This is a genomic window from Brenneria sp. hezel4-2-4 (assembly GCF_013155275.1).
GTDB lineage: Bacteria > Pseudomonadota > Gammaproteobacteria > Enterobacterales > Enterobacteriaceae > Brenneria.
Map to the genome: position 1 here is coordinate 588,974 of NZ_JABJXS010000001.1, position 26,184 is coordinate 615,157.

A 26,184-nucleotide genomic window follows, 5' to 3' on the forward strand; every position below is an offset into this window, starting at 1 on the left:
TGGTGATAAAAATTTAAAATAAGGTGTTTAAATCATGTGTATAAGCCTGCGCCGCTTTCTGGGCCGAACTGCGGATTTGTTCAATAATCTGCACCAGTTTGCGGCCATAGTTCGGATCCGTGGCATAACCTGCTTTCTGTAGCGCATAGGCCGCCTGTTCCGCACTATTCGCCTGCAACACCTCTTTGTAGCGGGAATTTTTCGTCAGCAGCGTAATGTAATCGTTCAACGCGTGCAGATAGGAATCGTATACTCTGAAATCCTGCTTCAGTTTATAAGACTGACCATCCTTGTATTCCGTGGTCATTACAGATGTTATCTCACCGTCCCAGTTGCCGCCGGCTTTTACCCCAAAAATATTGTGACTGGTTTTGCCGTCACTGGTGGTAATTTCTCGTTTACCCCATCCAGACTCCAGCATCGCCTGAGCCATAATCAGGTGATGAGGGATGCCGCTCTGCAAACTGGCTATCATCGCCGGCACCGACAGACGCTCGGCAAAAGACGCGCTGCCCGTTGCCGAATAACCAACGGCGTTATTTTCCTGCGCGGCGTTTTCCAACTGGCTGCGACGGATAAATTCACCGATAAGGGCCGGCGGCATGGTCGAACTCGCCAACCGCTCCGGTCCCAATGGCATCGGCGTTTTGCCCGCCTCTTCACCCGGCTCCGCAGCCGCTTGACGGCTCAATTGTTTGACCATCATGTCCGCCAGCCCCAAGCCTTTGGTCGACAAATTCTGGGCTATCTGCTGATCATACATGCTGGTAAACATACGCGTCTGGTCGCTGCTCAGCAGACCATCCTGAGGCAGAGTATTACGCATGCTCTTCAACATCATATTGACGAACAATCCTTCAACCTGCTGGGCTACTTTATGCAATGCCCCAGGCGTATTCTGCACAGCCTCGCGGCGCAATCCACTCACGGATTGTACATCGTAGGCCGCCGAGGCCTGCTCCATCAGGTTGCTAGGCGGTAACATTAAATGATCTCCACTTCCGCTTTCAGACAGCCTGCGCTATGCATTGCCTGGAGGATCGACATCAAATCCATTGGCGTGGCGCCCAACGCATTCATCGCCCGCACCACATTATTTAAATTGGCGCTGGCGTTAACGCGCTGCAAGGAGCCGCCCTCCTGCCGCACGGAGATTTCGGTCTGTTGCGTTACCACGGTCTGGCCGCCCGCGAAAGGCGTGTCCGGCTGGCTGACCGCTTGCTGATTATCTACCACAACGGACAGGTTGCCCTGCGCCACCGCGCAGGAGTCCAGCATGACATTCCGGTTCATAACTACTGAGCCGGTACGGGAATTAATGATGACTTTGGCATCAATTTCCCCGACATCCACGTGGATGTCCTGTATTTGTGCCAGAAAACGCACCTGCTGAGTATTGCTTTGCGGCAGTACGACCTCCACCGTGCGGCCATCCAGCGCTTGAGCGGTGCCCATGGTATTCTGGCGGTTGATAGCGTCGCTGATACGTTGTGCAAGACTAAAATTGTCCTGCTTCAATTGCAGACTGATCCGGTTCGAACTGCCAAAAGTGCTGGGAAGTTCTCTTTCGATAATCGCACCATTATTTATTCTGGCGCCGGAAAGTTGGTTAACCTTAACCTGACTGCCGCCGGATGAAGCGCCGGCGCCCCCTACCAGTAAGTTACCCTGAGCCAAGGCATAAACCTGGTTGTCAACGCCCTTCAATGGCGTCATCAGCAGGGTTCCCCCACGCAAGCTTTTAGCCGAGCCCAAAGAGGAAACCACCACGTCGATTTTTTGCCCGGCGCGAGCAAAAGGCGGATAGGTAGCGGTTACCATCACCGCCGCCACATTTTTCAGTTGCATATTGGTCCCGCTGGGGACGGTAATCCCTAGCTGAGAGAGCATGTTGGTCAGACTTTGCGTAGTAAACGGCGTCTGGGTGGTCTGATCGCCGGTTCCATCCAGGCCGACCACCAGGCCATAACCAATCAGCGGGTTATCCCGCACGCCCTGAATGTCAACCAAATCACGCAACCGTTCCGCCGTTGCGGATGAAGTCAGCGCCAGCGTAAAAAATGCGTACATAATCAGTTGACGATACATTGACATAATAAACCTCTTAGAACGGTGCAATGTTAAGGAAGAATCGTTGCAGCCATCCCATGTTCTGCGCTTCATTAATATAACCTTTCCCAACGTATTCGATTCTGGCATCGGCTACCTGGGTTGAGACAACTGAATTACTTCCTGTGATTGTTCTTGGATTCACTATGCCGGAAAAACGGATATATTCAGCGCCCTGGTTAATGGCAATCTGCTTTTCACCTATCACTTTCAAATTGCCATTAGTCAGAACATCGCTAACCGTCACGGTGATGGTGCCCGAGAAGGTATTCTGTGCGCTGGCCCCGCCGGTTCCCTCAAAATCGTTAGTGCCCGAGGCGGTCAGGTCTGCTTTGCCGTTACCCAGCAATCCGCTTAGTGCCGTCGGTACGACCGAAAACCCCACAGCGGTGGAACCATCGCGGCTGGCATTCGCCGATGAGCTTTTACTGGCGCTGACGTTTTCCTGTAGGGTAATCGTCAGGATATCGCCGACATTGCGCGGCCGACGATCTTCAAACAATGGCTGATAGCCATAGTTCATCGGCTGCACCGACTGGAAAATAGAACCGTTGGTGGCATACAGCTGGGCTGGCGCAGGCGACGCGCTGGTTTCACCCTCCACCAACGATTTATGCGGAATGTATGCACACCCGCTTAAAATCATCACCGCCAGCAACGGCCAGCTTAATCGCCTTTTCCGTAATAAAGGCTTTGAGGTCCAACAACACAACATGCTTAACCTTATGTTCTTTTTATGCCAGAGATTGATCAGAGCTGTGTTAAGCGTTGCAACATAGCATCGGAGGTCGACACGGCTTTACTGTTGATTTCATACGCGCGTTGAACCTGGATCATATCGACCAATTCCTCGGCAACGTTGACGTTCGAGGTTTCAACGTAGCCCTGGTACAGCAGCCCCGCACCATTTTGCCCCGGCGTGGATTCGGTAGGCGCGCCGGAACTCTCCGTTTCCTGATACAGATTTTCGCCCAGACTTTGCAACCCGGTAGGGTTAATGAAGGTACTGAGCGTCAGTTGCCCGACCTGACTGGCCGCGGTTTGTCCCTGTAGCGTCACGCTAACCACGCCGTCACGCGCCACCGTCATGGTTAAGGCGGTATCAGGAATGGTAATCGCTGGCTGTACCGAATAGCCGCTGGAGGTTACCAACTGACCGTTGGCATCCAGTTGGAAAGAACCATCGCGCGTATAGGCAGTCGTGCCATCCGGTAACTGGATCTGAAAAAACCCCTGCCCGTTGATGGCCACATCCTTGCTGTTTTCGGTTTGCTCCAAGTTACCCTGGCTGTGTAAACGCTCGGTCGTCACTGGACGGACGCCGGTACCCAGTTGTAAACCGGAGGGTAACGTAGTTTGTTCCGACGACTGAGCGCCAGGCTGACGAACGGTCTGATACAGCAGATCCTCAAATACCGCCCGCTGTCTTTTAAACCCATTGGTACTCACGTTCGCCAAGTTGTTGGAAATAACATCCATGTTGGTCTGTTGAGCATCAAGCCCGGTTTTGGCAATCCAGAGAGAGCGGATCATGGTGTTTCCTTAATAGATAAATTAACTCACGGATAGCAACTGGTTAGCGCGTTCAGCATTCTGATCCACGCTGCTGATGATCTTCATCTGCATTTCAAAACGACGAGAGTTGCCAATCATATCAACCAGGGCATCAACGGTGTTGACATTACTTCCTTCCAATACGCCGGGCATGACTCTAACCGCGTCATCGTCCGGCAACGCGTTGCCCGCCTGCTGACGCGCCGCATCGCTTAGATGGAAAAGGCCGTCATCGCCGCGCACCAATTGCCCAGGTTCCGAGCTCACCAGCTTAAGCGCCCCCACCTGGGCGATGGTATTGGGGTTGTCGCCGTCGCCCAACGCTGAAACCGTGCCATCCGCCGCGATAGTGATACTCGCCTGGGTGGGCACCGCCAGCAGGCCGCCATCGCCCACAACGGGATAGCCCTGAATCCGCAATTGTCCTTCAGCATCAACCTGAATGCCGCCGTTGCGCGTATAGGCTTCTTCGCCATTCGGTAACTGTACTGCCAGCCAGCCCTGATCTTGCAGCGCCACATCCAGAGAACGCCCGGTATAGTTCAGCGGCCCCTGAGACGTATCCGCCATTGGCGTTGAAGCTACCACCAGCGTCCGCGTTTGCAATGTCGGCCCTTCCACCGGCACCGCGCGCATCGCGGTCAACTGTGCCCGAAAGCCCGGTGTGGACGAATTAGCCAGATTATTGGCAATAACGGAGTGCTGCTCCAGCGTTTGGCTGGCCGCCCCCATAGCGGTGTAAATTGCGTGATCCATAAAGCCATCCTGTACGGTTTATTAGCGCAGGTTCACCAGGGTGTTCAGAATGGAGTCCTGGGTTTTAATCGTTTGCGCGTTCGACTGGTAGTTGCGTTGCGCAACGATCATATTCACCAGTTCGGAACTCAAATCGACGTTTGACGACTCCAGCGCACCGCTGGTAAGTGTCCCGAATACCCCGACGCCGGCGGTACCCACAATCGCCGCGCCTGAAGAGGAGGTCGATGACCAGACATTATCCCCTTCGGATTTCAGGCCCTGCGGATTGGCAAAGCTGGCCATAACGATCTGACCCAATAATTGAGTTTTCCCGTTGGAATAGGTGCCTGTGATGGTGCCATCGTTATTGATGGTGTAAGAAGAGAGGCTTCCGGCGGTATAACCATCCTGACTTGAACTGCTTATACTACTGGCGCTGGCGCTTTGCTGGGTAGTGCCGGTGAATGCCAGAGTGAAAGAATTATCCGCAGAGCCGTTAATACCATTGGTTTCAATAGTCAGTTCAGTGCCGCTGGTTAACACGCCACTGCTGTTAAAACCCAACGCCCCCAGAGTCTGGACTGTAGCCGTGGCGTCGCTGCTATCAATACCATAGACGTTCCAGGTGTTATCTGCCGTTTTAGCAAAATACAGGTTAATGTTGTGAGTATTTCCCTGGCTGTCATAGGAGGTCAGCGTACGTGAGTAGCTATAGGTACTGGAATCTGTCGCATCAAAGGCGCTGGTAATTATATCTTCGCTGGAGTTCAGGTTCAGTACCATTGACGCGCTGTTAGTTGCCTGAGCGGCGATGTCGCTGGAGGAGATATTGAGTACCGTAGGTTCGGCGCCGGTGTTAATCGCCGGCGGCGTACCTGTTGCCGCGTAGCCGGTCAGGTAATAGCCGCTACTGTTAATAAGATTGCGTTCGTTATCCAGCGACAGTTCGCCATTACGTGAGTAGTAAACCGAGCCATTTTCATCGGTCATGCGGAAAAAGCCGGTTCCGGCGATGGCCACATCCAGACCGCGATCGGTAGACTCAACCGTACCGTCGCTAAAGTCCTGATTGACGGAGGCTATCTTGACCCCCAAACCAACCTGGGAGGAAGCGAAAATATCGGCAAAGGATACCGACGCCGATTTAAAACCGGTTGTTTCCGAGTTGGCAATGTTGTTACCGATGACATCCAGGTTGCTGGACGCGGCATTTAAGCCACTAATCGCCTGTGAAAAACCCATAGCGGGGTACTCCTTGAATAAAGTAAGTTACGCCAAACGCCTGCGTTAGCCGCGTTCAACGTGGAGAAATAGACATTAAATAATCTGCTTCACATCGCTAAGCGATGCGGTTCCCGCCAGACCCAGATTAAGCGTGGCGCCGTCTGAACTGGTATTCACGCCATAAACCAGCGCATATTTCAGCGGCGTGGCTACTACGCTGCCTCCGGATGAAGACGTAGCGGTTACCGTATAGCTGTAGCTACCTTCGGCAACAGCGGCGCCGCTATCATCGGTGCCATCCCAACTGTATGTCTGCACCCCGGCGCTTTGCTCACCCAGGCTCACCGTGCGTACCGCATTGCCGCTCGAATCCTTAATGGTCACCGTTACGTTGCTGGCCGCGCTGTCCAGCTCGATACCAAAAGGCGTAATCGAACTGCTTTCACCCACCACTATGCTGTTGCCGGAAATAAGCACGCCATGACCGATCAGGGTTGAAGCCTGTAATGTCTGACTGGTATCCAGTTGTCCGGAAATGGAACCCAGCGTGGTATTGAGCTTCTCAATGCCGCTAAGCGTGCTGATTTGCGCCAACTGGCTGGTGAGTTCGGTGTTATCCATCGGATCGGTGGGATCCTGATTTTTTAATTGCGCCACCAGCAACGTCAGGAACTCGCTCTGGAGATCCGAACTGCTACTGGTCGTTGATGACGAGGTGGTGGTAACCGTACTGTTATCGGTCGACTCATTAACTGAAATAGCAATGCTCATGTCCCCTCCGTTACTGGCCTAATGTCAGCGTTTTTTGCATGAGTGTTTTTGTCGTGTTCAGGACTTCAACGTTAGCCTGATAACTCCTTGAGGCTGAAATGGAGTTAACCATTTCGGCGGTAACATCGACATTCGGCATACGAACATAACCCCGTTCGTCAGCCAGCGGATTGCCAGGTTGATAGACCAGTTTGTCCGGCGCCGGATCTTCAATTACGCCAGCCACCTGAACACCCCCGATCTCCTGACCGGCGGGAGCGGCCACCTTGAACACCACCTGTTTAGCCCGGTATGGCGTACCGTCGGCACTGGTGACGCTGTCGGCGTTGGCCAGGTTACTGGCGCTTACGTTCATGCGCTGGGACTGTGCCGTCAGCGCCGAGCCGGAAATTTCAAAAATATTGAGTAGTGACATAGGCGTTATTTATCCTGTAACACTGACGTCATGCCTTTAATCTGCCCGCTCAAAACGGTAAGGCTGGTTTGATAACGCAGGCTATTATCGGCAAAATTGGTTCTTTCCCGATCCATATCGACCGTATTACCATCCAATGCTGGCTGATCGGGTATCCGATACAACAAGTCCAACGATGGCGGCGACGACGTTTGCGCGGGGATGTGCCGGGATGATGTCACGGCGAGAGAAAGCTCCGAACCGGACGCCCGGCCTTGCTCAATGGCTTTAGTCAGTTCGGTGGAAAAATCGATATCGCGCGCCTGATAACCTGGCGTATCCGCATTGGCGATATTGCCGGCCAGAATCTCCTGCCGCTGCGCACGCAAATTCAGTGCTTCTTGTTGAAAGCGTAAAGCCGCATCAAGTTTGTCCAGCATCTCTCTACTTTCTCCCAGGGAATTTACATCGGCAGACACTATCCAGTGCAGATAGCATAAACGGGATAGAGATACCCCTATCGCTGGAATAAGCGGGAAATGAATGGCTAATTTCCCGATTGGAGGAAGTGGCGAAAAGGTACACTACCGACGGTGGAATAGATTCCCGGCAATGTAACGTTGCTGATTAAGGCTTTAAATCAATTGACGAGGGCAAATCATGGGGGGCAATCGACTGGTTTGGTTTAACGTCGCTTTGGCTCTGCTGGCGGTCGGGCCGGCCTTCGCCAGTGAGCCTTATCCAAAAGCATCATCTTCACAAACCTCATCGCCACAAACGCTGTCCTCGCAAATAGAAACATTTATCCGTCAGCAGATTACTATCCCCGTCGAACGTATCGATGTGAAGATAAAGACGCCGAACGCCGGCCTGCCTGACTGCGCCGCGCCGCAGTTTGCCCTCCCTTCGCGCAATAAAATATGGGGCAATCTGAGTATCAGAGTCACCTGTGGTTCTGATAGGTATTTCATACAGACCAGCGTTCAGGTAACGGGAGAGTATCTTGTGACCGCGCGCCCAATTCCCCCGAAACATAAAATTAGCGTTGAGGATATCAAACGGCAGCGAGGAAGGCTCGATACCCTCGCCACCATACCGGTAACCGAGCCCGGCCGGGTCCTGGGTTCCGTCAGCCAACGGATGATCGGCGCCGGACAACCGCTACAGGAAAGAATGTTCCGTCAGCCGTGGGCGGTCAAATCCGGGCAAACAGTACAGGTCATTGCCAGCGGGGACGGTTTTAACATCAGCAGTGAAGGTAAAGTAATGAACAATGCCGTATTGAATGATAAAGTCAGAGTCAGAATGAATTCTGGTCAGATAGTGAATGGCTCGGTGGAAGCTGACGGTACCGTTAAGGTTGCGTTATAAATAATTAAAGATTTTGCTCAGTTAGCCGATGAATTAGTCATAACCCGTTAGCTGTTTGCCATAACGACCCGAGAGGACATCATGAGTATCGATAGTACACGCCCGATATCAGGGGTAAAATCTGTTCAAAGCCAAGAGACAGAGTTACTCCCTCATGCCAAAAACAAGACCAGCCAGACACCGGTGCAGAGTACGGTCGCTACTGAAACGCAGGTCAATATCAGCAATGCCCAGACGCAACTGACTCAATCAAGCGAGTTCGATATCGATATCGAAAAAGTTGAAAGTCTGAAGCAGGCTATTCGCAACGGCGAACTAAAAATCGATACCGGTAAAATAGCGGACGCACTCATTGCCGAAGCGCAATCAGGAATAGACGGATTATGACCGCATCGGCTACGGACATGTTCGATATTCTGACCCGCATCCAGGATGCGCTGCGGCAGCTAGATGAGATACTAACCCAAGAACAGCAGGTGTTAAGCGCCGGTAATGTCAATGCCGCTTTTTTGCATCGTCTGACTGAAAATAAAAATGAACAGTTGTCTACACTCGATCATTTCGACAAGTTACGCATTCAAATGGAGCAAACGCTCTCCATTACCGCGCCTTACGATCGGCATCCCGAACTTAACGAGTCCTGGCTGGCTATCCAGAGTCAGACCCGTAATCTAAGCCAGAATAATCATCGCAATGGCCTTCTGCTTGAACAACATTTGAAACATACGCAAGACGCGCTTGGTTTTCTGGAAAAGAAAAGCCAGCAAAACCTCTACGGGCCGGACGGTCAGTCTCACCGGCAGGGAAGTAAACTAGGCAGGAAATTTGGCGTGTGAAGCGTCGTGGTTAATATTGATAAATGAGTATGGCAGATAGTTAATCCCGATCGCGGTAGTTAACCAATACCTGGTAGCTCAGCACTCTTACTGGTGGCCTAATCGCCCCTTTCCCCGGTAGCTGATATAAAAAGTACAGCGGATTATTAGCATCAATCCCCTGCAAAGCCTGAGTTCTGCCGCTCCCCCCATCCAACGGAACACAAAGACCCGGCGTGCATAATGCGACCCGCATTCCTGATGGCGGCAACGCCTGTAGTTTATAATTCCAATGAATGGAAGTTACCACACGGCCGGGAGGAAGCGCCCCCTGGGAGCGCATAACCGGAGATGAGGTAGCAATGCCACGCTGGCTTATCACGACGTTTGCACCGCTGCCTTCCCAGCTACCATCAGCCGCCAGCGCGGTCTGGATAAAAAACGGCAGTAATAGCAAAGCGAGTTTTTTCATTTCGTCGCACCAATTACCGACGTCATATGTATCTGGCGATTGTCGTTGATTTCCTGATTCGACAACACCACCAGTTGTGGGACATTACGGCGTAAAAAGCGCGCCAACAGCGGGCGCAGGGCATGATTGACCAATAAAACCGGCGGGGCATTGAGCGCTTCCTGTTGCTGCACGGCCTGCTTCGCTTGTTCCAACACCCGATCGGCCAAGCCAGGCTCTAATCCGCCGCCGTTTTGCAACGCTTGCAGCAGTATTTTTTCCAGACCGAAATCCAGGCCTATCACCTGTATTTCATCCTGCCCAGGGAACCATTGCTGGGTAATGGCGCGTCCTAAGGCAACACGAACAACCACCGTCAGCTCATTGGGATCTTTTTGTATCGCCGCGTGTTCTGATATGGTTTCAATAATTGTTCGCATATCTTTAATCGACACCCGCTCAGCCAGCAAATTCTGTAATATCTTATGCAATACGGTGAGCGTGACGACGCCAGGAATAAAATCCTCCGTCAGCTTTGGCATTTCTTTGGTAACCCGCTCCATCAATTGCATGGCTTCCTGACGACCAAATAGATCGCGGGCATGTACAGTAATCAGGTGATTAAGATGCGTGGCTACCACCGTGCTTGCCTCAACCACGGTGAATCCCTGAGCCTGAGCCTGCTCTTTCAATGCGCTTTCGATCCATACGGCAGGTAAACCAAAAGCCGGATCCTGAGTGACGTCCCCTGGCAGCTTGCCAATGGCATTACCTGGATTAATCGCCATCCAGCGACCGGGGTGCGCCTCGCCCTGCCCAATCTCAACGCCGTTCATCAAAATGCGATACCCGGCCGGCTGCAACTCCAGGTTATCCCGGATATGGACGACCGGCGGTAAGTACCCCATTTCCTGGGCGAACTTCTTACGAATACTGCGGATCCTGCCCAATAACTCGCCATTCTGCTGGGAGTCGACCATGGGAATCAACCGATACCCCACTTCCATACCCAGCGGGTCTTCCAGTTGCACATCCGCCCAGCTGGCTTCAATGATTGGCTGGTTTTCTTTAACCGCGGGTTCAGCGCTACCGGAGGGAGTATCCGCCACCTGTGCGCCTCTCATCCACCAGGCCAACGCCAACAGCGCTGTGGTAAACAGCAAAAATACAAAATTGGGCATACCGGGAACCAACCCGATCAGCCCCAGCACCGCCGCGCTCAATATCATCACCCGGGGATTATTAAACAATTGGGTGACCATCTGCTGCCCGACATCCTGATCGGTGCTGACGCGGGTAACAATCACCCCCGCGGCGGTCGAGATTACCAAGGCGGGAATTTGCGCCACCAGGCCATCGCCGATGGTGAGCAGCGTATAGCTCTCCGCCGCCTGCGCAAGCGGCATGTCATGCTGTAGTATCCCAACCATTAATCCGCCGACAATGTTAATGACCATAATCATCAACCCGGCGATGGCATCGCCACGCACAAACTTGCTCGCACCGTCCATCGAACCATAAAAGTCGGCTTCCTGAGTAACTTCGGAACGCCGTTTTTTCGCCTCGTCCTCGCCGATCAATCCGGCGTTGAGGTCGGCGTCGATCGCCATCTGCTTCCCTGGCATACCGTCCAATACAAAGCGCGCGCCCACTTCGGCGATACGCCCGGCACCTTTGGTGATCACCATAAAGTTGATCAGAACCAGAATGATGAATACCACGATACCGATGGCGAAATTACCGCCTACCAGAAAGTGCCCAAAGGATTCAACCACTTTCCCGGCGGCCGCCGTTCCGGTGTGCCCTTCCAGCAAAATAATACGCGTCGAAGCCACGTTCAGCGACAAACGCAGCAACGTGGAAAACAGCAGAATGGTCGGGAATGCGGCGAACTCCAACGTACGCTGGGTGAACATTGCCACCAGCAGTACCATAATCGATAAGGCAATATTGAAAGTAAACAGCAGATCCAGAATAAAAGGGGGCAGCGGCAGTACCATCATCGACAAAATCAACAGGATCAGTATCGGTCCCGCCAGAATCTGCCATTGGGTGCTTTTAAAATTACTGGGTAAACGCAGCAATGCGGCCAGATTAGCCATCAGTATCGTTCTCTCTCGCAAAGTCCAGGGCGTCTGGCACAGGTAAATGTTCAGGTTTGCGCGGTATCAATCCCCCTTCGCGCCGCCAGCGTCGGAGCTGATAGACCCACGCCAACACTTCGGCAACCGCAGAATATAATTCGGCAGGAATATGTTTTCCCACTTCGGAATGACGGTATAGCGCCCGAGCCAGCGGTGGTGCCTCAAGCACGGGGACTCGGTGTTCTACACCGATTTCACGGATACGCAAGGCAATCTCGCCCGCGCCTTTTGCCAACACTTTAGGCGCATTCATCTTCTTTTCATCGTATTTCAGCGCCACCGCATAGTGCGTCGGGTTGGTGACAATGACATCGGCCTTGGGCACATCAGACATCATTCTTCGCTGCGCCATGGCCCGCTGTTGCTGACGAATACGTCCTTTTACGTGCGGATCGCCTTCATGTTCCTTGTGCTCGTCACGTATTTCCTGCTTGGTCATGCGCAATTTTTTGATATGGCTCCAGATCTGCCAGAACACATCAAATGCTACCATGGGGATAAGCCCCATCAGAATAAACAGCCCGCATATGCTAATCAGATTAAGCGCATCGCCTAGCGCCGCTACCGGCGGTTCGCTAATCAGGTGCAGCATATGCGGCCAGTTATGCCAAAGAAACCAGCCGGTAATCCCACCGACCATGGATGATTTCAATATCCCTTTGAATAACTCGGCCAGCGCCTGGCTGGAAAAAATTCGCTTCAGCCCGGTTAGCGGGTTCAGTTTCTTCAAATCAACCTTAAGCGATTTAGTACTGAACAGAAGCCCGCCAAGCAGCATAGGCGCAGAAAGCGCGACCAACACCGCGCCCCCCATAATCGGCAGCAGCGCCATCACCGCATGTTTAAGCAGTCGCCCAAGCTGCCGCAGCATCTGCTTATCATCATTGATGATCGCGTGGTTGAAATACAGCCCGTCGGCAATCATCGCCGTCAGCTTTCTGGCCATCGCTTCTCCGCCCACCCACAGTATCGTCAGCCCGACGGTCAGCATCAAAATAGAAGTCAATTCACGGGAACGGGGGATCTGACCATCTTCACGCGCCTTCTCCTCTTTATGGGGAGTGGGGGATTCTGTTTTTTCCAGATCGCTATCTTCAGCCACTTCAGCGTTCCTGTTGTTACTACCTGGGATAGGGATTTGCTGCCTAGCATGACAAATATGGAAAAACTTTATGGCTGGAACAACGGGAGAAACTTACGTTTCTTTAGCGGATAGTAAAGGAGTCATTAGGGGAAGAAAACGGCTTAACTATTTACGGCCGGATAAAACGGCCATAAATAGCTAAAGATTATGCTTATGCATCTCAACTCGCGTGTGTGACGGTGTTATGCGACACACGCTGTTTTTAATCTCTGGAACTAGAACCCCAGGCTATCTAACAGATCATCGACCTGATCCTGATTAGAGACAACGCCCGCCGCGGTTTTATCCACCTGAGGACCGTTTAACAGACCGTCATTGGCGCGTTTGGGCGTAGCCGGTTTCTCCGGCATATTTTCCAGCAGCACCATCAGTAATTGTTTTTCAATTTCCTGAATAACATCCATCATGCGCTTGATGACCTGACCGGTAAGATCCTGGAAGTCTTGAGCCATCATGATTTCCAGCAGTTGCGCGTTGGTAAATGAGGTATGTTGCGGGACATCCTCAAGGTAGCTACGCGTATCGGTCACCAACTCGCGCGCATCGGCCAGCTCAATAGGATTTTCAAACCATTGATCCCAACGAGTCTTCAGCGATTTAGCATCAGCTTCCAGCTGATTCTGACGTGGCTGTGCGGCTTCAACACAGCTTAGTGCCCGCTCTGCCGCCTGGGCGGTCATTTGCACGACATAGTCAAGACGATCGCGGGCATCAGGGATAGCTTCCGCCGCTTCTGCAATCGCATTATCCAGTCCTAACTCCCGCAGGCTGTCACGCAGCATGCGAGTCAATTGACCAATACGAGAAATAATCTCGGTGGCCGAAGCGGTGTCGTTCACGGGCGGCATCGGATGTGACGTCATAAGATCCCCTTACATACCCAGTTTTTCGAAAATCTTACTCAGCTTCTCTTCCAGGGTAGCAGCAGTAAATGGTTTAACTACGTAACCACTAGCACCAGCCTGTGCTGCGGCGATAATATTTTCTTTCTTCGCTTCCGCGGTGACCATCAATACCGGGAGCTTTGAAAGCGCGCCGTCGGCACGAATGGTTTGCAGCAATTCCAAACCATCCATATTGGGCATATTCCAGTCAGAGATGACGAAATCAAAAGCACCGGCACGAAGCTTGTTCAGCGCGTCAGCACCGTCTTCCGCTTCTTCTACGTTATTAAAGCCCAGTTCCTTTAGCAGGTTGCGAACAATTCGGCGCATTGTCGAAAAATCATCTACTACTAAAAACCTGAGTTCTTTGTCGGCCATACCTACTCCTAAAATATTTATTGCTCACCGGGAGCTGCTTATATACGTAATGCCTGTCCGGCAGAGATTTGAGCCAGCATCCGCTGACTAACCTGGTGCAAATCCACCACTTCGTCGACGCCCCCCATAGCGATAGCTTCACGCGGCATACCAAATACCACGCAACTCGCCTCGTTTTGTGCCAGGGTATAGGCACCGGCCTGATGAAGTTCCAACAAACCGGCAGCTCCGTCGTTTCCCATTCCCGTAAGGATGACCCCTACGGCATTTCGTCCGGCATACTGCGCGACCGAACGAAATAATACGTCAACTGATGGACGGTGACGGTTAACCGGCGGACCATCATTTAAACGCACCTGATAATTCGCACCGCTGCGTGCCAATTCAAGATGCCGGGCTCCCGGAGCAATATACGCATGTCCTGGCAAAACACGCTCACCATCCTCAGCTTCCTTCACGGTAATCTGACATAGCTTATTCAGACGCTCAGCGAAAGATTTGGTAAATCCCGGCGGCATATGCTGAGTAATCAGCAATGCCGGGCTGGTCGGAGGCAGGGGCTGCAACACGTGGCGTATCGCCTCCGTTCCCCCTGTCGATGCGCCAATGGCGATCAATTTCTCACTGCTGAGCAATGGCGTATGTTGAATCATCGCCATCGGCTCATTGGTTTTGCTGCGCTGCGGCAATCGCGCCTTAGCGGCCATGCGGATTTTCTCAGCGATAAGTTCGCTGTACGCCAGCATGCCTTCACGAATACCTAATTGCGGTTTGGTCACAAAATCGATGGCGCCCAATTCCAAAGCGCGCAGTGTGATTTCAGAACCTTTCCCGGTCAGGGACGACACCATAACAACCGGCATCGGGCGCAGGCGCATTAATTTTTCCAGAAAATCCAATCCATCCATGCGCGGCATTTCGACATCCAGTGTTAATACCTGCGGATTGAATTTTTTAATCAAGTCGCGGGCGACCAGTGGATCCGGCGCCGTGGCAACCACTTCCATATCAGGGTGGCTGTTAATGATTTCAGTCATGATCTGACGCATAAGGGCAGAATCATCAACACACAACACTTTAATCTTGCTCATTATCTTTCCTTAGCCAGTCCATAAACAGTCTGCCCGCGCAGATAGAATTCCCGGCTGATCTGACTGAAATTCTCTGAATGACCGGCAAATAACAGCCCGCCCGGTTTAAGCAACGGAACAAATCGGCGTAAAATGCGTTCCTGTGTTTCTTTATCGAAATAAATCATAACATTACGACAAAAAATGGCATCAAACGGAGCAGGAATCGACCACTCGGGCGCCAACAGGTTTAATTGCTGGAAATGCACCATAGAGGCCAGTTCCGGGCGAACACGCACCAACCCGCTATGCGGGCCGGTGCCGCGCAAAAAGAAGCGCTGCATCTGCTGTGGGGAAAGCGAACGCAATTCCTCCTGCCGATATATGCCGGCCGTGGCTTTTTCCAGCACTTGCGTATCAATGTCGCTGGCCCATACCTGGCAGCCGCTGACGCGGTTACCCAAAACCTCGGCCAGCGTCATCGCCAGAGAATAAGGCTCTTCGCCGGTTGACGCCGCCGTACTCCAGACGGTATAGCCATTAGGGCGCTTACGTGCATGTTCCGCCAGTATCGGAAAGTGATGGGCTTCCCGAAAAAAAGCCGTCAGGTTGGTGGTTAGCGCATTCACAAAGGCCTGCCATTCAGCACTGTTGGGATCGGATTCCAGCAATGCCAGGTATTGGCCAAAATCAGTTATTCCAAGCAAACGCAAACGTCGCACCAGACGGTTGTAAACCATTTCTCTTTTATGATCGGCCAGCACGATGCCGGCCCGCTGATAAATTAACTGGCTGATGCGCCGGAAATGAACATCCGACAATGGCAACCGGTCTACCATCTGCGTCAGGATCGAGGCAGATTCAGGGCGATTTTGCGATGGTGAACTTTTCATATCAAACCGCTCGAATATCTAATTTTGCGATGGTGTTTTCCAATCTGAACTTTCCCTTACAGCTATAGCAGGTTTGTCTTTGTTATCATTTATCAGGTATTCATCTCTTGATGATGCGAGATTAAAAACTGACACTGTACTGGTGAGCATCCCGGCCTGTTCCGCTAGCGATCTGACCGCAGAAGATGCCTGTTCCACCAAAGCCGCATTTTGTTGGGTAACGCTATCCATCTCCGTGACAGCTTGAGCGACCTGCTCTATTCCCCGACTCTGTTCATCGGAAGCTGATGCGATTTCACCCATAATATCTGTAACCTGTGCCACAGATCGAACAATATCACTCATCGTGCTACCCGCCGATTCAACCAATTCAGAACCTTGCAGGACACGGCTGGCAGACTCATCAATCAGCCCTTTGATTTCTTTGGCCGCTTGCGCGCTGCGCTGCGCCAAACTCCGTACTTCACCCGCCACGACGGCAAAACCCCTTCCCTGTTCGCCTGCTCTGGCCGCTTCCACCGCCGCGTTTAATGCCAAAATATTGGTCTGAAAGGCAATGCCATCAATGACGCTGGTTATGTCGCTGATTTTTTGTGAGCTCAATGCGATATGCTGCATCGTTATCACGACATTATCCGTTATTTCACCGCCCTTACGCGCCGTAACCGAGGTCTGCTGCGCCAGTTTCGCCGCCTGGTGAGCATTATCGGCGTTCTGTTTCACTATCGACGTCAATTGCTCCATGCTGGCGGCGGTTTCTTCCAGAGCCGAGGCCTGCTCTTCCGTTCGGGAAGACAAATCATCATTGCCGGCGGATATCTCCTGCACGCCATGTAACATGGCGTCAGTTCCCTGTCTGACGGAATGAACCATCCCCGCCAGCGAAGCCTGCATTGTTTGCAAGGCGCTATACATAACGCCTATTTCGTTGCGTCCAAAGTCGGCAATTTTTTCAGCAAGATTGCCGTCAGCAATGCGCTCAAAATGCTCACGCATCATGTCCAACGGCTGTAATAACGCCTTTTTCAACCAAACTAATCCGAGCAGCGTAATCAGAATCGATAGCGTGACCACAATACCGAACGACCATTTAGAGTCGGAATAAGATTGTCGACTACTCTCTCCGGCCACTTTCAAATGCCCATTTACATATTCCAGATAGGCTGAAAAGTTAACTTCAAAGTTATCCTGAAAAGACTGTGTCGGCTGATCAAGAAACGGCTGCAATTGCCCGCTGTCCAAAAACATAATCAATTCAGCGAGGGCGGCATGAAGCTTCTCATAGCTCACCCTTACGTTATCCGTCAGTTCCACGCCCTTATCGGTTATTCTGGGAACGGCAAGATACTGTTTAAAATGTCCGTCCGCCTGAGCCAAATACGCTCTGGCGCTGGTCATCAGAACCGATACCTGCTCCTGAGCAACATTGCGGGCAGCACGTGTTGCCGCCCGGTTCAATGTATTACGCGTTTGCAGCAACGCGACCCAACTCATCGTCAATGCATCCCGCTGCTGGCTTCCCACATTTACCTGCGTGAAATTCCGGTAGTCCGCCCGAAACCCGTTAAACGAGAAACTACTTGATGCCAACTGTATAACGAAAAACACCATCAACAATAAAAACAAGCTGGTGGAAATACGGATCCGCCGAAACATTCAATATCCCTTAACTTTCCTATTAAGCCAAAAAACCTTTACGACAGATTGATATTGGTTAGGTTTAGAACGTTTCCCAATTCTCTGTCGAGTGGCCTTCTTTCGACTTTTTATCCGCATTCGTAGATGCCGCCAACAGCGCAGGTTTCTGACGACTTTCCGCTTGCGGCGCTTTATTCATGCTTGTATTCGCCTCTGAAAGGCGGAATACCGCCACAGCCTGGTTGAGAATACGAACCTGCTCTTCTAATGCGACGGCCGCAGAGGCAGACTCCTCAACCAACGCGGAGTTTTGCTGCGTTACGCTGTCCATTTCCGTGATAGCCTGGCTGACCTGATCGATCCCTTTACTTTGCTCGTCAGACGCGGAGGCAATTTCGCCCATAATGTCAGTAACCCGGGTTACCGCACTGACAATCTCCTCCATGGTTTCACCTGCACTTTCAACCAGCACAGAACCTTCATCGACACGGCTGACGGAATCTTCAATCAAACCTTTAATTTCTTTTGCAGCCTGTGCGCTACGCTGGGCCAGACTACGAACCTCGCCGGCGACAACTGCAAAGCCACGCCCTTGCTCCCCTGCCCGCGCCGCTTCGACGGCGGCATTCAGCGCCAGAATATTGGTCTGGAAAGCGATGCCGTCAATCACACTGGTAATATCGGCAATTTTTTGCGAGCTGCCGGCAATATTGTGCATCGTTTTGACCACATTATCGACGACCTTGCCGCCTCGCTGCGCGGTCTCTGAGGCGCTTAACGCCAGTTGGCTGGCCTGACGGGCATTCTCGGCATTCTGCTTCACCGTCGAGGTCAATTGTTCCATGCTGGCGGCCGTTTCTTCCAGCGCGGCGGCCTGCTGCTCGGTACGCGAAGAGAGATCGTTGTTGCCGGCGCTAATTTCGGTCGCGCCGGTATAAATCGCATCCGTTCCCTGACGCACCGCGCTTACCGTGGTAACCAATTCACTCTGCATATCCCGGATACTGCCCGCCAGTATCCCCATTTCATTTTTGCTGTGAAAATGGATAGCTTTCGTCAGGTCTCCCCTGGCGATATGCCGAATATGTTCAACAATATGATTTAATGGCGTAATCAATATGCGTTGGATACCCATCCAGGTAATTAACGCCAATAAAAAAACCAGCGCGATGATTGTGCCTAGTATCCACAGCGAGGAATGATAAGCGTCGTCGTTTTCAGCGATACCCGACTGATGCAGCTTCTCACTATCAGCCTGATAGGCGTAATAAGCCCGTTCAAAATTGTCCTGAAACCCCTGGGTAGGTTGTTCGACAAATTTTTCAAATTCATTGCTGCTGAGGAACTGAACCAGCTCTGACAGAGCCTGATACAGCGCCACATAATTTTCTTTCACCGCATTGGCTACCGCCGCATCCTGCTGCATGACAAGTGCCGTTTTCTCATAATTGGCAAAATGCGTACCGGCAGAATTCAACTGTGTTTTGGCCAGATTGAGTAATTCATCAAACGCAGCGCCCGCTCCCCGCCCTTCCGTGTCCAGCGCCACGCGAATACCTGCCCGGTTTAGCGTATTTCTCGTTTGCAGCAAATATGACCAGGTTGCATCTAATTCTGATTTTTTCTGATTAATAATCTGAGTCGAACTAAAAATATCTTTATCATCTTTTAGCGCACTGAAAAACAGTCCGCCAGATATAAGCTGAAGTGCGCCAAATAATACCAATATAAGTATCAAACTTGTAACAACTTTCATGCGAGTGAACATATCATATCCTTTGAGTAGAGCAACTACCGGTAGTATCGGCATTGTTCTGAATATCTTTATGATTTCTTAGATCGAAGGGGCTTGAAGGAGAGGTGCGGGCCACTTGTGAGCGACCCACACAAATAAGTGATAAATCAGACTTTCATTACACTGTCGACCAGTGCCATTTCTTCACTGCTGAGAAGTTTTTCAATATCAACCAGGATCAGCATCCTTTCACCTAATGAGCCCAACCCGGTCAAATATTCAGTTGACAAGGTAACGGCAAACTCAGGCGCTGGGCGGATCTGGTCGGCAGTTAAAGAAAGCACATCAGAGACGCCATCGACGACAATCCCGACAACACGCTGTCCGAGATTCAACACGATAACGACAGTGTTGTCGTCATAATCAACTTCTTGTTGAGCAAATTTAATACGCAAATCAACAATAGGCACAATTACGCCACGCAGGTTGGTGACGCCTTTAATGAAAGTCGGCGTATTGGCGATCCGGGTTACCTGATCGTAACCACGAATTTCCTGTACCTTTAAGATATCAACACCGTATTCTTCATCGCCCAGCGTAAAAATTAAGAACTCCTGTCCTACAGTTTCACCGGCTAATTTCGCGACGTTTGCAAGTCCAGTCATGTTTTCCACCCTTTATTCAACTAGCTATTTTATTTTCAAGCAGCGGTTTCAACCACACGCTTTTCACGATTAAGCGCCTGTAACGCCGATACATCCACAATCAACGCAACACTACCGTCACCTAAAATAGTAGCGGCGGAAACACCTGGCACCTTGCGATAATTACTTTCCAGATTTTTAACGACAACCTGATGCTGTCCGATCAACTGATCCACCAGCAATGCATAACGGCGGCCCGCACTTTGCAGGATCACCACGATACCCTGAGTCGCATCGGTCTTAGCGCCATCAACATCAAAAATATGAAACAGTTCGACTAATGGCAAATACTCGCCACGTACTTGTAAAACCCGTTCGCCGCCGGCCAATGGATAGATATCTTCCGCCTGTGGCTGCAATGATTCCATAACCGCATTAAGCGGCAGAATAAAGACTTCGTTATTTACTTTGACAGACATCCCATCAAGAATAGCCAGTGTTAACGGCAGCAGAATCCGGATAGTCGTTCCTTTCCCGGCCTGGAAATGGATTTCAACGTGCCCGCCCATTTCCTGAATATTACGTTTCACCACATCCATACCCACGCCACGCCCGGAAACGTCGGTCACTTTTTCCGCAGTCGAAAAACCGGGAGCGAAGATCAGCATGCCGATTTCCTCATCAGACATGCCGTCGCTCACGGTCAGCCCTTGTGAAATCGCCTTGGCCAAAATCCTTTCCCGGTTCAGCCCGGCGCCGTCATCCACCACTTCAATGCAGATATTACCGCCTTGGTGTTCGGCGGACAGCGTCAGATTACCGACTTCAGACTTACCGGCGGCAATACGCTTCTCTGGTGATTCGATGCCGTGATCGAGACTATTGCGCACCAGGTGGGTAAGAGGATCGATAATACGTTCGATCAGGCTCTTGTCTAATTCAGTGGAACTGCCAAGCAGCGTCAGCTCTACCTGCTTGTCCAACTTGGCCGCGAGATCGCGGACTAGGCGCGGGAACCGGCTGAAAACATACTCCATCGGCATCATACGAATAGACATGACCGACTCTTGTAAATCGCGGGCATTACGTTCCAGTTGCCCCATGCTATTCAGCAAGTCGCCGTGTACAACCGGGTCCAGTTCACTTGACTGCTGTGCCAACATGGATTGGGTAATGACTAATTCGCCGACCAGGTTAATGAGCTGATCAACCTTCTCTACCGCCACGCGGATACTGGTATCACCCGTTTTACTGCGGTTCTTCGCCGCATCGTGGACGACATGCGGTTTTGCAACGGCAGGTGCGGCGGCAGTTTTAGCCGCCGGCGCGGCAGGCGCGGCCTCGGCCACTGGCTCTTTGATCGCCGGTTGAGCGTCTGCAACAGCCGCTTCCGGCTGGCTGGCTGCTCCGGGATTAAAGCTGATCTGCTCAGGCTCCAACACAAAACACAAAACCGCGCTGATATCTTCTTCACTGGCGGAAGTCTCTAAAGTGACTTCCACGCTGCTATCGGTCTGGTGCGTGTCTTTCACCGTGCCCAGATTACCAAGCTCCTCCAGCATTTGGGGAATTTCCTGCGACTTGAGGCCGGTAAGCGCAATACGTATCTCGCCCTGCCCTGCCGACGCTGGCGTTTTAGGAGCAGCGCTATTCTGCTCCGCCGCACCAGGAGCGGGAGCGGCCTGAGTCGCGGCGGCATCTGCCTGAGACTCTAAAGCCAGTTGGCGCAGAGCCTGACAGATATACTCAAAGCTCTCGGCATTGGGCTCCTGTGCGGTTTTATAAGCGTCCAACTGATCCTGCATAATATCTTTTGTTTCCAAAAACAGGTTGATGATATCGGTGCTAAGACGCATTTCACCACGTCGCGCACCATCAAGTAGATTTTCTAAAAGATGGGTTGTTTCCTGTAAAACAGTAAAGCCAAATGTTCCGGCCCCCCCCTTTATTGAGTGAGCGGCGCGGAAAATGGCATTCATTTGTTCCGTATCGGGTTCCAGGGGATCGAGCAACAATAAGTGCTGTTCCATATCCGCCAGTAATTCGTCTGCTTCATCAAAGAATGTTTGATAGAAAGCGCTCATATCCATGCTCACGTGGTCACCTCTGCTGTGAATCGCGGCTTATTATTGAGAAGGCGTCGCCTGACTGTCCGGCGCAGCAGGCAACTCAGTAGTTGGCTGTTGACGCTCCGGAGCAGGAACTCCATTAACGGGTTGCGGCGGAGTTTCACCACTCCCATCCATATTATTACTATTGTCGGCAGATGGAGCGGTAGGTTTAGGATTTTCCAACTCCATATTTTGTAAATTGTCCGCGTTATCGATATCTACTGCGTTGCGCTCCGCATTTTCGTGTTCAATATTCCTTTGCGCCTGCCTATTGAGCACCAACAGACTGATTCGACGATTGATAGCATCACTGCCGCCGCTCGCCTGCTTCAGGCCCATCGTCGCCGCCATACCGACCACCCGAAGCACTTTACCGTCAGCCAACCCTCCGATGAGAAGCTCACGACGGGAAGCATTCGCGCGGTCGGCTGATAATTCCCAGTTGCTGTAGCCACGCTCGCCGCTGGCGTACTGCACATCGTCGGTATGACCGGAGATACTCAATTTATTCGGAATATCATTTAAGATAGGCGCGATCGCACGCAGAATGTCACGCATATAAGGTTCCACCTGCGCACTGCCCGTTTTAAACATCGGGCGATTCTGGCTATCAATAATCTGTATACGCAGCCCTTCATCCACCATCTCGATCAACAAATGCGGACGTAAAGCGCGTAACCTTGGGTCTGCTTCAATAAGCTGATCTAATCTTTCTCGCAGCCTGTTCAAACGGATTTCGTCTAATCGCCCTTCCAGCGTATCCATTTTCACGGTCTTTTTAACCTCGCCCTCCTGCTGTGTCGGATCATCGCCACCGCCGGGGATCACGCTGGAACTCTCACTGACCTTAGAACCGGTGGTTAAGGCTATTTTTAGCGGAGTTCGGAAATATTCCGCAATCTGGGCAAGCTGCATTGGCGTAGAAATCGCAATCAGCCACATCACCAGGAACAATGCCATCATCGCCGTCATAAAGTCAGCATACGCAATTTTCCAGGAGCCGCCGTGGTGAGCGGCGTGCCCGGACTTACGTTTTTTACGAATAATGGGGTGCTGGTGTTTCATGCGTCATTTTCCGCTGCCTGCTGAGCGGGAGCTTTCACCCGACGGATATGTTCTTCCAGTTCGATAAAGGAAGGTCGTTCAGTCGAATACAACGTCTTACGACCAAACTCTACCGCAATTTGCGGTGCATAACCGTTAAGGCTGGAAAGCAAGGTAACTTTAATACATTGTAAAACCTTTACTTTTTCAGAGTTTTTCTGACGAAGCAACGTTGCCAATGGAGAAACGAATCCATAGGCCAGCAAAATGCCCAGGAAAGTCCCCACCATTGCGTGGGCGATCATCATTCCGAGTTCAGCGGCGGGACGATCGACATACGCCAGAGAATGAACAACTCCCATTACCGCGGCAACAATACCGAACGCCGGTAATGCATCGCCGACCATCGCCAGACTGTTGGCCGGAACATCGCTTTCATGTTCGACCGTTTCGATTTCTTCATCCATCAGCGTTTCAATTTCAAACGCGTTCATATTGCCGCTCACCATCAAGCGCAGATAGTCGGTAATAAACTCAACAATATTATTGTCTGCCAAGATGCGGGGATAGCTTGAAAAAATTTCGCTTTCTCGTGGATTATCAATATCAAACTCTAAGGAGAGCATACCCTGTTGGCGGGACTTGGCCATCAGGCGAAAAAGCAACGCCATGAGATCCATATACAACGCTTTATTGTATTTGGATCCTTTGACCAGAAGCGGCAAGGCCCTCATGGTTGCTTTTATCGCTTTGCCATTATTGCCGACGATAAAAGCCCCCAGGGCCGCACCGGCGATAATCAATACCTCAGCAGGTTGATAAAGCGCGCCCAGGGCCCCACCGACCATGAGATAACCGCCAAGTATCGAGCCCACAATCACGATATAACCCAATATAACCAGCACAAGAATTCCTTAATGTAAAAAGGTGGGCGGAAAATGAGATAAAACGCAGCGGTTTGAAGCCAGGAATTACTTGAGGAGAAATCTATCACTGTCCTCAATAACAAACAGTGATAGATTCACAAATCGCTACCAAGCTCAGACTGCGTGTTTTACCTGTTCATCCAGCAGTTGAGGTATTATATCGGCAAGATTTTGCGAAAGTTTACGTCTTTTTACCGCCCTGGAAGGGGGCTGGCATAAGCTACAGACAAAACTGTTTTTTGGCTGGTGTGCGTGAGTGATAAACATACCGTTACAGCAGTGACATGCTGAGAGTTGCAGCATCCCGCTATCAACAAATCGAACCAGAGTCCAGGCCCGCGTTAACGCCAGCAAGGGCGTATCATTATGCGGTGAACATTGCTCTAAATACAGCCGATAAGCCTTAATGACCGCCTCGACACCGCTGCATTGCCCATTTTTCAGCAAAAAACTATAAGCGTTATAGAACATGGATGAATGAATATTCTGTTCCCAGGTCATAAACCAATCCGTTGAAAAAGGCAGCATTCCCTTTGGCGGAGGACTTCCTCTAAGTTCTTTATATAGCTTAATCAGGCGCCCGCGGCTTAGTTGTGTTTCACTTTCCAGCATCTGCAAACGCGCACCCAGAGAAATGAGTTCCATTGCTAACTGGATGTCTTTCGCTTCCTGAACAATACTTTTCTCCGCCATCACTATGCCCTTTTCTTAGGCAGATTTTCTTCTTTCGAAGTTAACTGTTGTAATAAATGACTCGACAACAAAATACCCGTATGAATTTGCTGTAAATCATCCACACGTGATTCTTGAGTCAAGAGCTTGATGGTATTGTGATCGTTAAAACGGAAATGACATATCAGTTGGTTGGTTTCAGCCAATTTGACCATCTGCGGCAAAGTCAGCTGCATCAGCATATCCGCCATCGCTTCATCAATGCCCAGACGAAACATCGCAGAGGCTTTTTCATCATTAATTAAGCGTTGTGCCAGTAACAAATAAGACAGATTAATGTCATAAATGTGTTTGAGTAATTCAGAGGTACCCATATTTCCCATCCCGACAGGCTATGTTTAGAACATAAGTTAGGTGATAGACCATATCGCCCAGTTCAAAAATCACTCTCCATTGATGGCATAAAAAACTATCAGCGCCAAATGCAGTTACTCTTTTCAATGCAGGATAGTAAGTACTTCCGCCAACTCTCATCATGCATCCATTACGCATCGAATCCATTCGTCTTCCAGCTCTTCAAAGCCCTTCAAGGTCTCTGTTACAACCAGAGCATAGGATTAATCCTAAAACAGAGCAACTGTACCGCCTTATCCGTAGCACATACAACGCGACTGAAGAATGATTTTAGTGATTATGTGATAGCGATCACAAAAATGAAAGCACTACGCGTGATTTTTCATCTAGCAAGCGTTCTGAATTACTCATTTTTCACACAAAAATTAGCATTAAGCGTTACAAAAAAGCATCATTTATGGTGAAAAAAAACTCTTTATACGCTATCTGAATGATAAATAAGAAAAAAATAGAATTTACGACCGCACAGCGAATTGACATCGAGATAACTGCTTGTGCTTTTTACTAAAAACGTTCATTTCCTTACGAAATGAAGCAGTCTCACCCCCTCGCTTACTCGTCACCCCGCCGATCCTTTTGATGGTTGATGCGCGACGCCCCAGCAGAAAGTCGCAATGCATGCAGGAGCCACGTTTCCCTCCTTACGCTCATGCATTACGATTCTCTATTTCTTCATATCCGGAAAAATAAAAAACGACAGAAACTGTTGTAATATAGAAAGCCGGCCTGACAATTTACCAATTTTGATTACTGAAAATAGATTATTCAGATAATAGAAACTAACGACAAATGTTTCGATTAGATTTAGGAAAAAACAATAAACGATGCTGCTCTACCAGACGATAAAGTTAATGTAATCGCATATAATCGAAAGTCGTTTAATTTCTCCATCATGATAGATATAAAATTTAATCGATTCGTCACCGGAAACACCTGACATGAAATTATAAACGCATTAACCTTATCGCACCCCGAATATTGAGTTCATACAAGGACTGACAAAAAGGAAACCACACCCGTGTTTATATTTAATTTATTGCACTACAGCCAACCGGGAGCA

Annotated in this window: 27 protein-coding genes; 3 read left to right on the top strand and 24 right to left on the bottom strand. The window is 50.7% G+C overall.

The features are described 5' to 3' along the window. Positions 1–13 precede the first annotated feature (13 nt). The 9 genes from flgJ to flgB form a co-directional block, all read right to left on the bottom strand. The gene (gene flgJ / locus HOY33_RS02730) at positions 14–985 is read right to left on the bottom strand and encodes a flagellar assembly peptidoglycan hydrolase FlgJ (RefSeq protein ID WP_172288305.1); all 972 of its coding nucleotides are present in this window, start codon (positions 983–985) and stop codon (positions 14–16) included. Further along, positions 985–2,094, bottom strand: coding sequence for a flagellar basal body P-ring protein FlgI (locus HOY33_RS02735; protein WP_370541580.1), 1,110 nt, complete (start codon positions 2,092–2,094; stop codon positions 985–987). The genes flgJ and HOY33_RS02735 overlap by 1 nt, the downstream gene beginning before the upstream one ends. 10 nt (positions 2,095–2,104) lie before the next feature. Further along, positions 2,105–2,824: a flagellar basal body L-ring protein FlgH gene (locus tag HOY33_RS02740; RefSeq protein ID WP_172288307.1), complete on the bottom strand. Its 720-nt coding sequence runs from the start codon at positions 2,822–2,824 to the stop codon at positions 2,105–2,107. Positions 2,825–2,859: 35 nt separating this feature from the next. Further along, positions 2,860–3,642: a flagellar basal-body rod protein FlgG gene (flgG, locus tag HOY33_RS02745; RefSeq protein ID WP_172288309.1), complete on the bottom strand. Its 783-nt coding sequence runs from the start codon at positions 3,640–3,642 to the stop codon at positions 2,860–2,862. Positions 3,643–3,663: 21 nt separating this feature from the next. Next, a complete protein-coding gene (locus HOY33_RS02750) occupies positions 3,664–4,419 on the bottom strand; it encodes a flagellar basal body rod protein FlgF (protein WP_172288311.1) in 756 nt (251 codons plus the stop codon). A 21-nt stretch (positions 4,420–4,440) separates the two neighbouring features. After that, a complete protein-coding gene (gene flgE / locus HOY33_RS02755) occupies positions 4,441–5,643 on the bottom strand; it encodes a flagellar hook protein FlgE (RefSeq protein WP_172288313.1) in 1,203 nt (400 codons plus the stop codon). 75 nt (positions 5,644–5,718) lie between these two features. Then, complete coding sequence (gene flgD, locus HOY33_RS02760) at positions 5,719–6,396, bottom strand: flagellar hook assembly protein FlgD (protein ID WP_172288315.1); 678 nt, start codon at positions 6,394–6,396, stop codon at positions 5,719–5,721. A gap of 10 nt (positions 6,397–6,406) precedes the next feature. Then, a complete protein-coding gene (flgC, locus tag HOY33_RS02765) occupies positions 6,407–6,811 on the bottom strand; it encodes a flagellar basal body rod protein FlgC (protein ID WP_172288317.1) in 405 nt (134 codons plus the stop codon). Positions 6,812–6,816: 5 nt separating this feature from the next. After that, complete coding sequence (gene flgB / locus HOY33_RS02770) at positions 6,817–7,230, bottom strand: flagellar basal body rod protein FlgB (RefSeq protein ID WP_172288319.1); 414 nt, start codon at positions 7,228–7,230, stop codon at positions 6,817–6,819. A 220-nt stretch (positions 7,231–7,450) separates the two neighbouring features. Between flgB and flgA the strand changes: the two genes are divergently transcribed. The 3 genes from flgA to HOY33_RS02785 all read left to right on the top strand — a co-directional run bounded on the left by flgA (position 7,451) and on the right by HOY33_RS02785 (position 8,997). Next, positions 7,451–8,161 carry a flagellar basal body P-ring formation chaperone FlgA gene (gene flgA, locus HOY33_RS02775; protein WP_172288321.1) on the top strand — a complete coding sequence of 237 codons (711 nt, stop codon included), beginning with the start codon at positions 7,451–7,453 and terminating at the stop codon, positions 8,159–8,161. A gap of 81 nt (positions 8,162–8,242) precedes the next feature. Further along, positions 8,243–8,548, top strand: coding sequence for a flagellar biosynthesis anti-sigma factor FlgM (gene flgM, locus HOY33_RS02780; RefSeq protein ID WP_172288323.1), 306 nt, complete (start codon positions 8,243–8,245; stop codon positions 8,546–8,548). Next, the gene (locus HOY33_RS02785; protein WP_172288325.1) at positions 8,545–8,997 is read left to right on the top strand and encodes a flagella synthesis protein FlgN; all 453 of its coding nucleotides are present in this window, start codon (positions 8,545–8,547) and stop codon (positions 8,995–8,997) included. Before flgM ends, HOY33_RS02785 begins: the two co-directional genes overlap by 4 nt. A 40-nt stretch (positions 8,998–9,037) precedes the next feature. Here HOY33_RS02785 and HOY33_RS02790 read toward each other — a convergent pair whose 3' ends face one another. From HOY33_RS02790 to flhD, 15 genes are all read right to left on the bottom strand, one after another. Next, a complete protein-coding gene (locus HOY33_RS02790; protein ID WP_172288327.1) occupies positions 9,038–9,448 on the bottom strand; it encodes a flagellar protein FlhE in 411 nt (136 codons plus the stop codon). Continuing rightward, positions 9,445–11,529: a flagellar biosynthesis protein FlhA gene (gene flhA, locus HOY33_RS02795; RefSeq protein WP_172288329.1), complete on the bottom strand. Its 2,085-nt coding sequence runs from the start codon at positions 11,527–11,529 to the stop codon at positions 9,445–9,447. The genes HOY33_RS02790 and flhA overlap by 4 nt, the downstream gene beginning before the upstream one ends. Next, positions 11,522–12,673: a flagellar biosynthesis protein FlhB gene (gene flhB / locus HOY33_RS02800; protein WP_172288331.1), complete on the bottom strand. Its 1,152-nt coding sequence runs from the start codon at positions 12,671–12,673 to the stop codon at positions 11,522–11,524. The genes flhA and flhB overlap by 8 nt, the downstream gene beginning before the upstream one ends. A gap of 257 nt (positions 12,674–12,930) precedes the next feature. Then, the gene (gene cheZ / locus HOY33_RS02805; RefSeq protein WP_172288333.1) at positions 12,931–13,578 is read right to left on the bottom strand and encodes a protein phosphatase CheZ; all 648 of its coding nucleotides are present in this window, start codon (positions 13,576–13,578) and stop codon (positions 12,931–12,933) included. Positions 13,579–13,587: 9 nt separating this feature from the next. Beyond that, on the bottom strand, positions 13,588–13,977 hold the full coding sequence (gene cheY, locus HOY33_RS02810; protein ID WP_009113347.1) for a chemotaxis response regulator CheY: 390 nt from the start codon (positions 13,975–13,977) through the stop codon (positions 13,588–13,590). Between the two features lie 38 nt (positions 13,978–14,015). Continuing rightward, on the bottom strand, positions 14,016–15,068 hold the full coding sequence (locus HOY33_RS02815) for a chemotaxis response regulator protein-glutamate methylesterase (protein WP_172288335.1): 1,053 nt from the start codon (positions 15,066–15,068) through the stop codon (positions 14,016–14,018). Then, a complete protein-coding gene (cheR, locus tag HOY33_RS02820) occupies positions 15,068–15,940 on the bottom strand; it encodes a protein-glutamate O-methyltransferase CheR (RefSeq protein WP_172288337.1) in 873 nt (290 codons plus the stop codon). Before cheR ends, HOY33_RS02815 begins: the two co-directional genes overlap by 1 nt. An 18-nt stretch (positions 15,941–15,958) precedes the next feature. Further along, positions 15,959–17,596, bottom strand: coding sequence for a methyl-accepting chemotaxis protein (locus HOY33_RS02825; RefSeq protein WP_172288339.1), 1,638 nt, complete (start codon positions 17,594–17,596; stop codon positions 15,959–15,961). A 64-nt stretch (positions 17,597–17,660) separates the two neighbouring features. Then, positions 17,661–19,346, bottom strand: a complete 1,686-nt coding sequence (locus HOY33_RS02830; protein WP_172288341.1) for a methyl-accepting chemotaxis protein — start codon at positions 19,344–19,346, stop codon at positions 17,661–17,663. Positions 19,347–19,480: 134 nt separating this feature from the next. Next, positions 19,481–19,978: a chemotaxis protein CheW gene (gene cheW / locus HOY33_RS02835; protein ID WP_172288343.1), complete on the bottom strand. Its 498-nt coding sequence runs from the start codon at positions 19,976–19,978 to the stop codon at positions 19,481–19,483. 35 nt (positions 19,979–20,013) lie between these two features. After that, the gene (gene cheA, locus HOY33_RS02840; protein ID WP_172288826.1) at positions 20,014–22,041 is read right to left on the bottom strand and encodes a chemotaxis protein CheA; all 2,028 of its coding nucleotides are present in this window, start codon (positions 22,039–22,041) and stop codon (positions 20,014–20,016) included. A gap of 42 nt (positions 22,042–22,083) precedes the next feature. Beyond that, on the bottom strand, positions 22,084–23,133 hold the full coding sequence (gene motB / locus HOY33_RS02845) for a flagellar motor protein MotB (RefSeq protein ID WP_172288345.1): 1,050 nt from the start codon (positions 23,131–23,133) through the stop codon (positions 22,084–22,086). Continuing rightward, positions 23,130–24,017, bottom strand: coding sequence for a flagellar motor stator protein MotA (gene motA / locus HOY33_RS02850; protein ID WP_172288347.1), 888 nt, complete (start codon positions 24,015–24,017; stop codon positions 23,130–23,132). Before motA ends, motB begins: the two co-directional genes overlap by 4 nt. Before the next feature lie 135 nt (positions 24,018–24,152). Continuing rightward, the gene (flhC, locus tag HOY33_RS02855; RefSeq protein ID WP_172288349.1) at positions 24,153–24,731 is read right to left on the bottom strand and encodes a flagellar transcriptional regulator FlhC; all 579 of its coding nucleotides are present in this window, start codon (positions 24,729–24,731) and stop codon (positions 24,153–24,155) included. A 2-nt stretch (positions 24,732–24,733) separates the two neighbouring features. Further along, positions 24,734–25,084 carry a flagellar transcriptional regulator FlhD gene (gene flhD, locus HOY33_RS02860; protein WP_109053302.1) on the bottom strand — a complete coding sequence of 117 codons (351 nt, stop codon included), beginning with the start codon at positions 25,082–25,084 and terminating at the stop codon, positions 24,734–24,736. Between the last annotated feature and the right edge of the window lie 1,100 nt (positions 25,085–26,184).

What these genes read in the sequence shown, in the direction of transcription:
- flgJ (WP_172288305.1), bottom strand. Translation starts at nt 985, where the DNA reads ATGTTACCGCCTAGCAACCTGATGGAGCAGGCCTCGGCGGCCTACGAT.
- HOY33_RS02735 (WP_370541580.1), bottom strand. Translation starts at nt 2,094, where the DNA reads ATGTCAATGTATCGTCAACTGATTATGTACGCATTTTTTACGCTGGCG.
- HOY33_RS02740 (WP_172288307.1), bottom strand. Translation starts at nt 2,824, where the DNA reads ATGTTGTGTTGTTGGACCTCAAAGCCTTTATTACGGAAAAGGCGATTA.
- flgG (WP_172288309.1), bottom strand. Translation starts at nt 3,642, where the DNA reads ATGATCCGCTCTCTCTGGATTGCCAAAACCGGGCTTGATGCTCAACAG.
- HOY33_RS02750 (WP_172288311.1), bottom strand. Translation starts at nt 4,419, where the DNA reads ATGGATCACGCAATTTACACCGCTATGGGGGCGGCCAGCCAAACGCTG.
- flgE (WP_172288313.1), bottom strand. Translation starts at nt 5,643, where the DNA reads ATGGGTTTTTCACAGGCGATTAGTGGCTTAAATGCCGCGTCCAGCAAC.
- flgD (WP_172288315.1), bottom strand. Translation starts at nt 6,396, where the DNA reads ATGAGCATTGCTATTTCAGTTAATGAGTCGACCGATAACAGTACGGTT.
- flgC (WP_172288317.1), bottom strand. Translation starts at nt 6,811, where the DNA reads ATGTCACTACTCAATATTTTTGAAATTTCCGGCTCGGCGCTGACGGCA.
- flgB (WP_172288319.1), bottom strand. Translation starts at nt 7,230, where the DNA reads ATGCTGGACAAACTTGATGCGGCTTTACGCTTTCAACAAGAAGCACTG.
- flgA (WP_172288321.1), top strand. Translation starts at nt 7,451, where the DNA reads ATGGGGGGCAATCGACTGGTTTGGTTTAACGTCGCTTTGGCTCTGCTG.
- flgM (WP_172288323.1), top strand. Translation starts at nt 8,243, where the DNA reads ATGAGTATCGATAGTACACGCCCGATATCAGGGGTAAAATCTGTTCAA.
- HOY33_RS02785 (WP_172288325.1), top strand. Translation starts at nt 8,545, where the DNA reads ATGACCGCATCGGCTACGGACATGTTCGATATTCTGACCCGCATCCAG.
- HOY33_RS02790 (WP_172288327.1), bottom strand. Translation starts at nt 9,448, where the DNA reads ATGAAAAAACTCGCTTTGCTATTACTGCCGTTTTTTATCCAGACCGCG.
- flhA (WP_172288329.1), bottom strand. Translation starts at nt 11,529, where the DNA reads ATGGCTAATCTGGCCGCATTGCTGCGTTTACCCAGTAATTTTAAAAGC.
- cheZ (WP_172288333.1), bottom strand. Translation starts at nt 13,578, where the DNA reads ATGACGTCACATCCGATGCCGCCCGTGAACGACACCGCTTCGGCCACC.
- cheY (WP_009113347.1), bottom strand. Translation starts at nt 13,977, where the DNA reads ATGGCCGACAAAGAACTCAGGTTTTTAGTAGTAGATGATTTTTCGACA.
- HOY33_RS02815 (WP_172288335.1), bottom strand. Translation starts at nt 15,068, where the DNA reads ATGAGCAAGATTAAAGTGTTGTGTGTTGATGATTCTGCCCTTATGCGT.
- cheR (WP_172288337.1), bottom strand. Translation starts at nt 15,940, where the DNA reads ATGAAAAGTTCACCATCGCAAAATCGCCCTGAATCTGCCTCGATCCTG.
- HOY33_RS02825 (WP_172288339.1), bottom strand. Translation starts at nt 17,596, where the DNA reads ATGTTTCGGCGGATCCGTATTTCCACCAGCTTGTTTTTATTGTTGATG.
- HOY33_RS02830 (WP_172288341.1), bottom strand. Translation starts at nt 19,346, where the DNA reads ATGTTCACTCGCATGAAAGTTGTTACAAGTTTGATACTTATATTGGTA.
- cheW (WP_172288343.1), bottom strand. Translation starts at nt 19,978, where the DNA reads ATGACTGGACTTGCAAACGTCGCGAAATTAGCCGGTGAAACTGTAGGA.
- cheA (WP_172288826.1), bottom strand. Translation starts at nt 22,041, where the DNA reads ATGAGCGCTTTCTATCAAACATTCTTTGATGAAGCAGACGAATTACTG.
- motB (WP_172288345.1), bottom strand. Translation starts at nt 23,133, where the DNA reads ATGAAACACCAGCACCCCATTATTCGTAAAAAACGTAAGTCCGGGCAC.
- flhC (WP_172288349.1), bottom strand. Translation starts at nt 24,731, where the DNA reads ATGGCGGAGAAAAGTATTGTTCAGGAAGCGAAAGACATCCAGTTAGCA.
- flhD (WP_109053302.1), bottom strand. Translation starts at nt 25,084, where the DNA reads ATGGGTACCTCTGAATTACTCAAACACATTTATGACATTAATCTGTCT.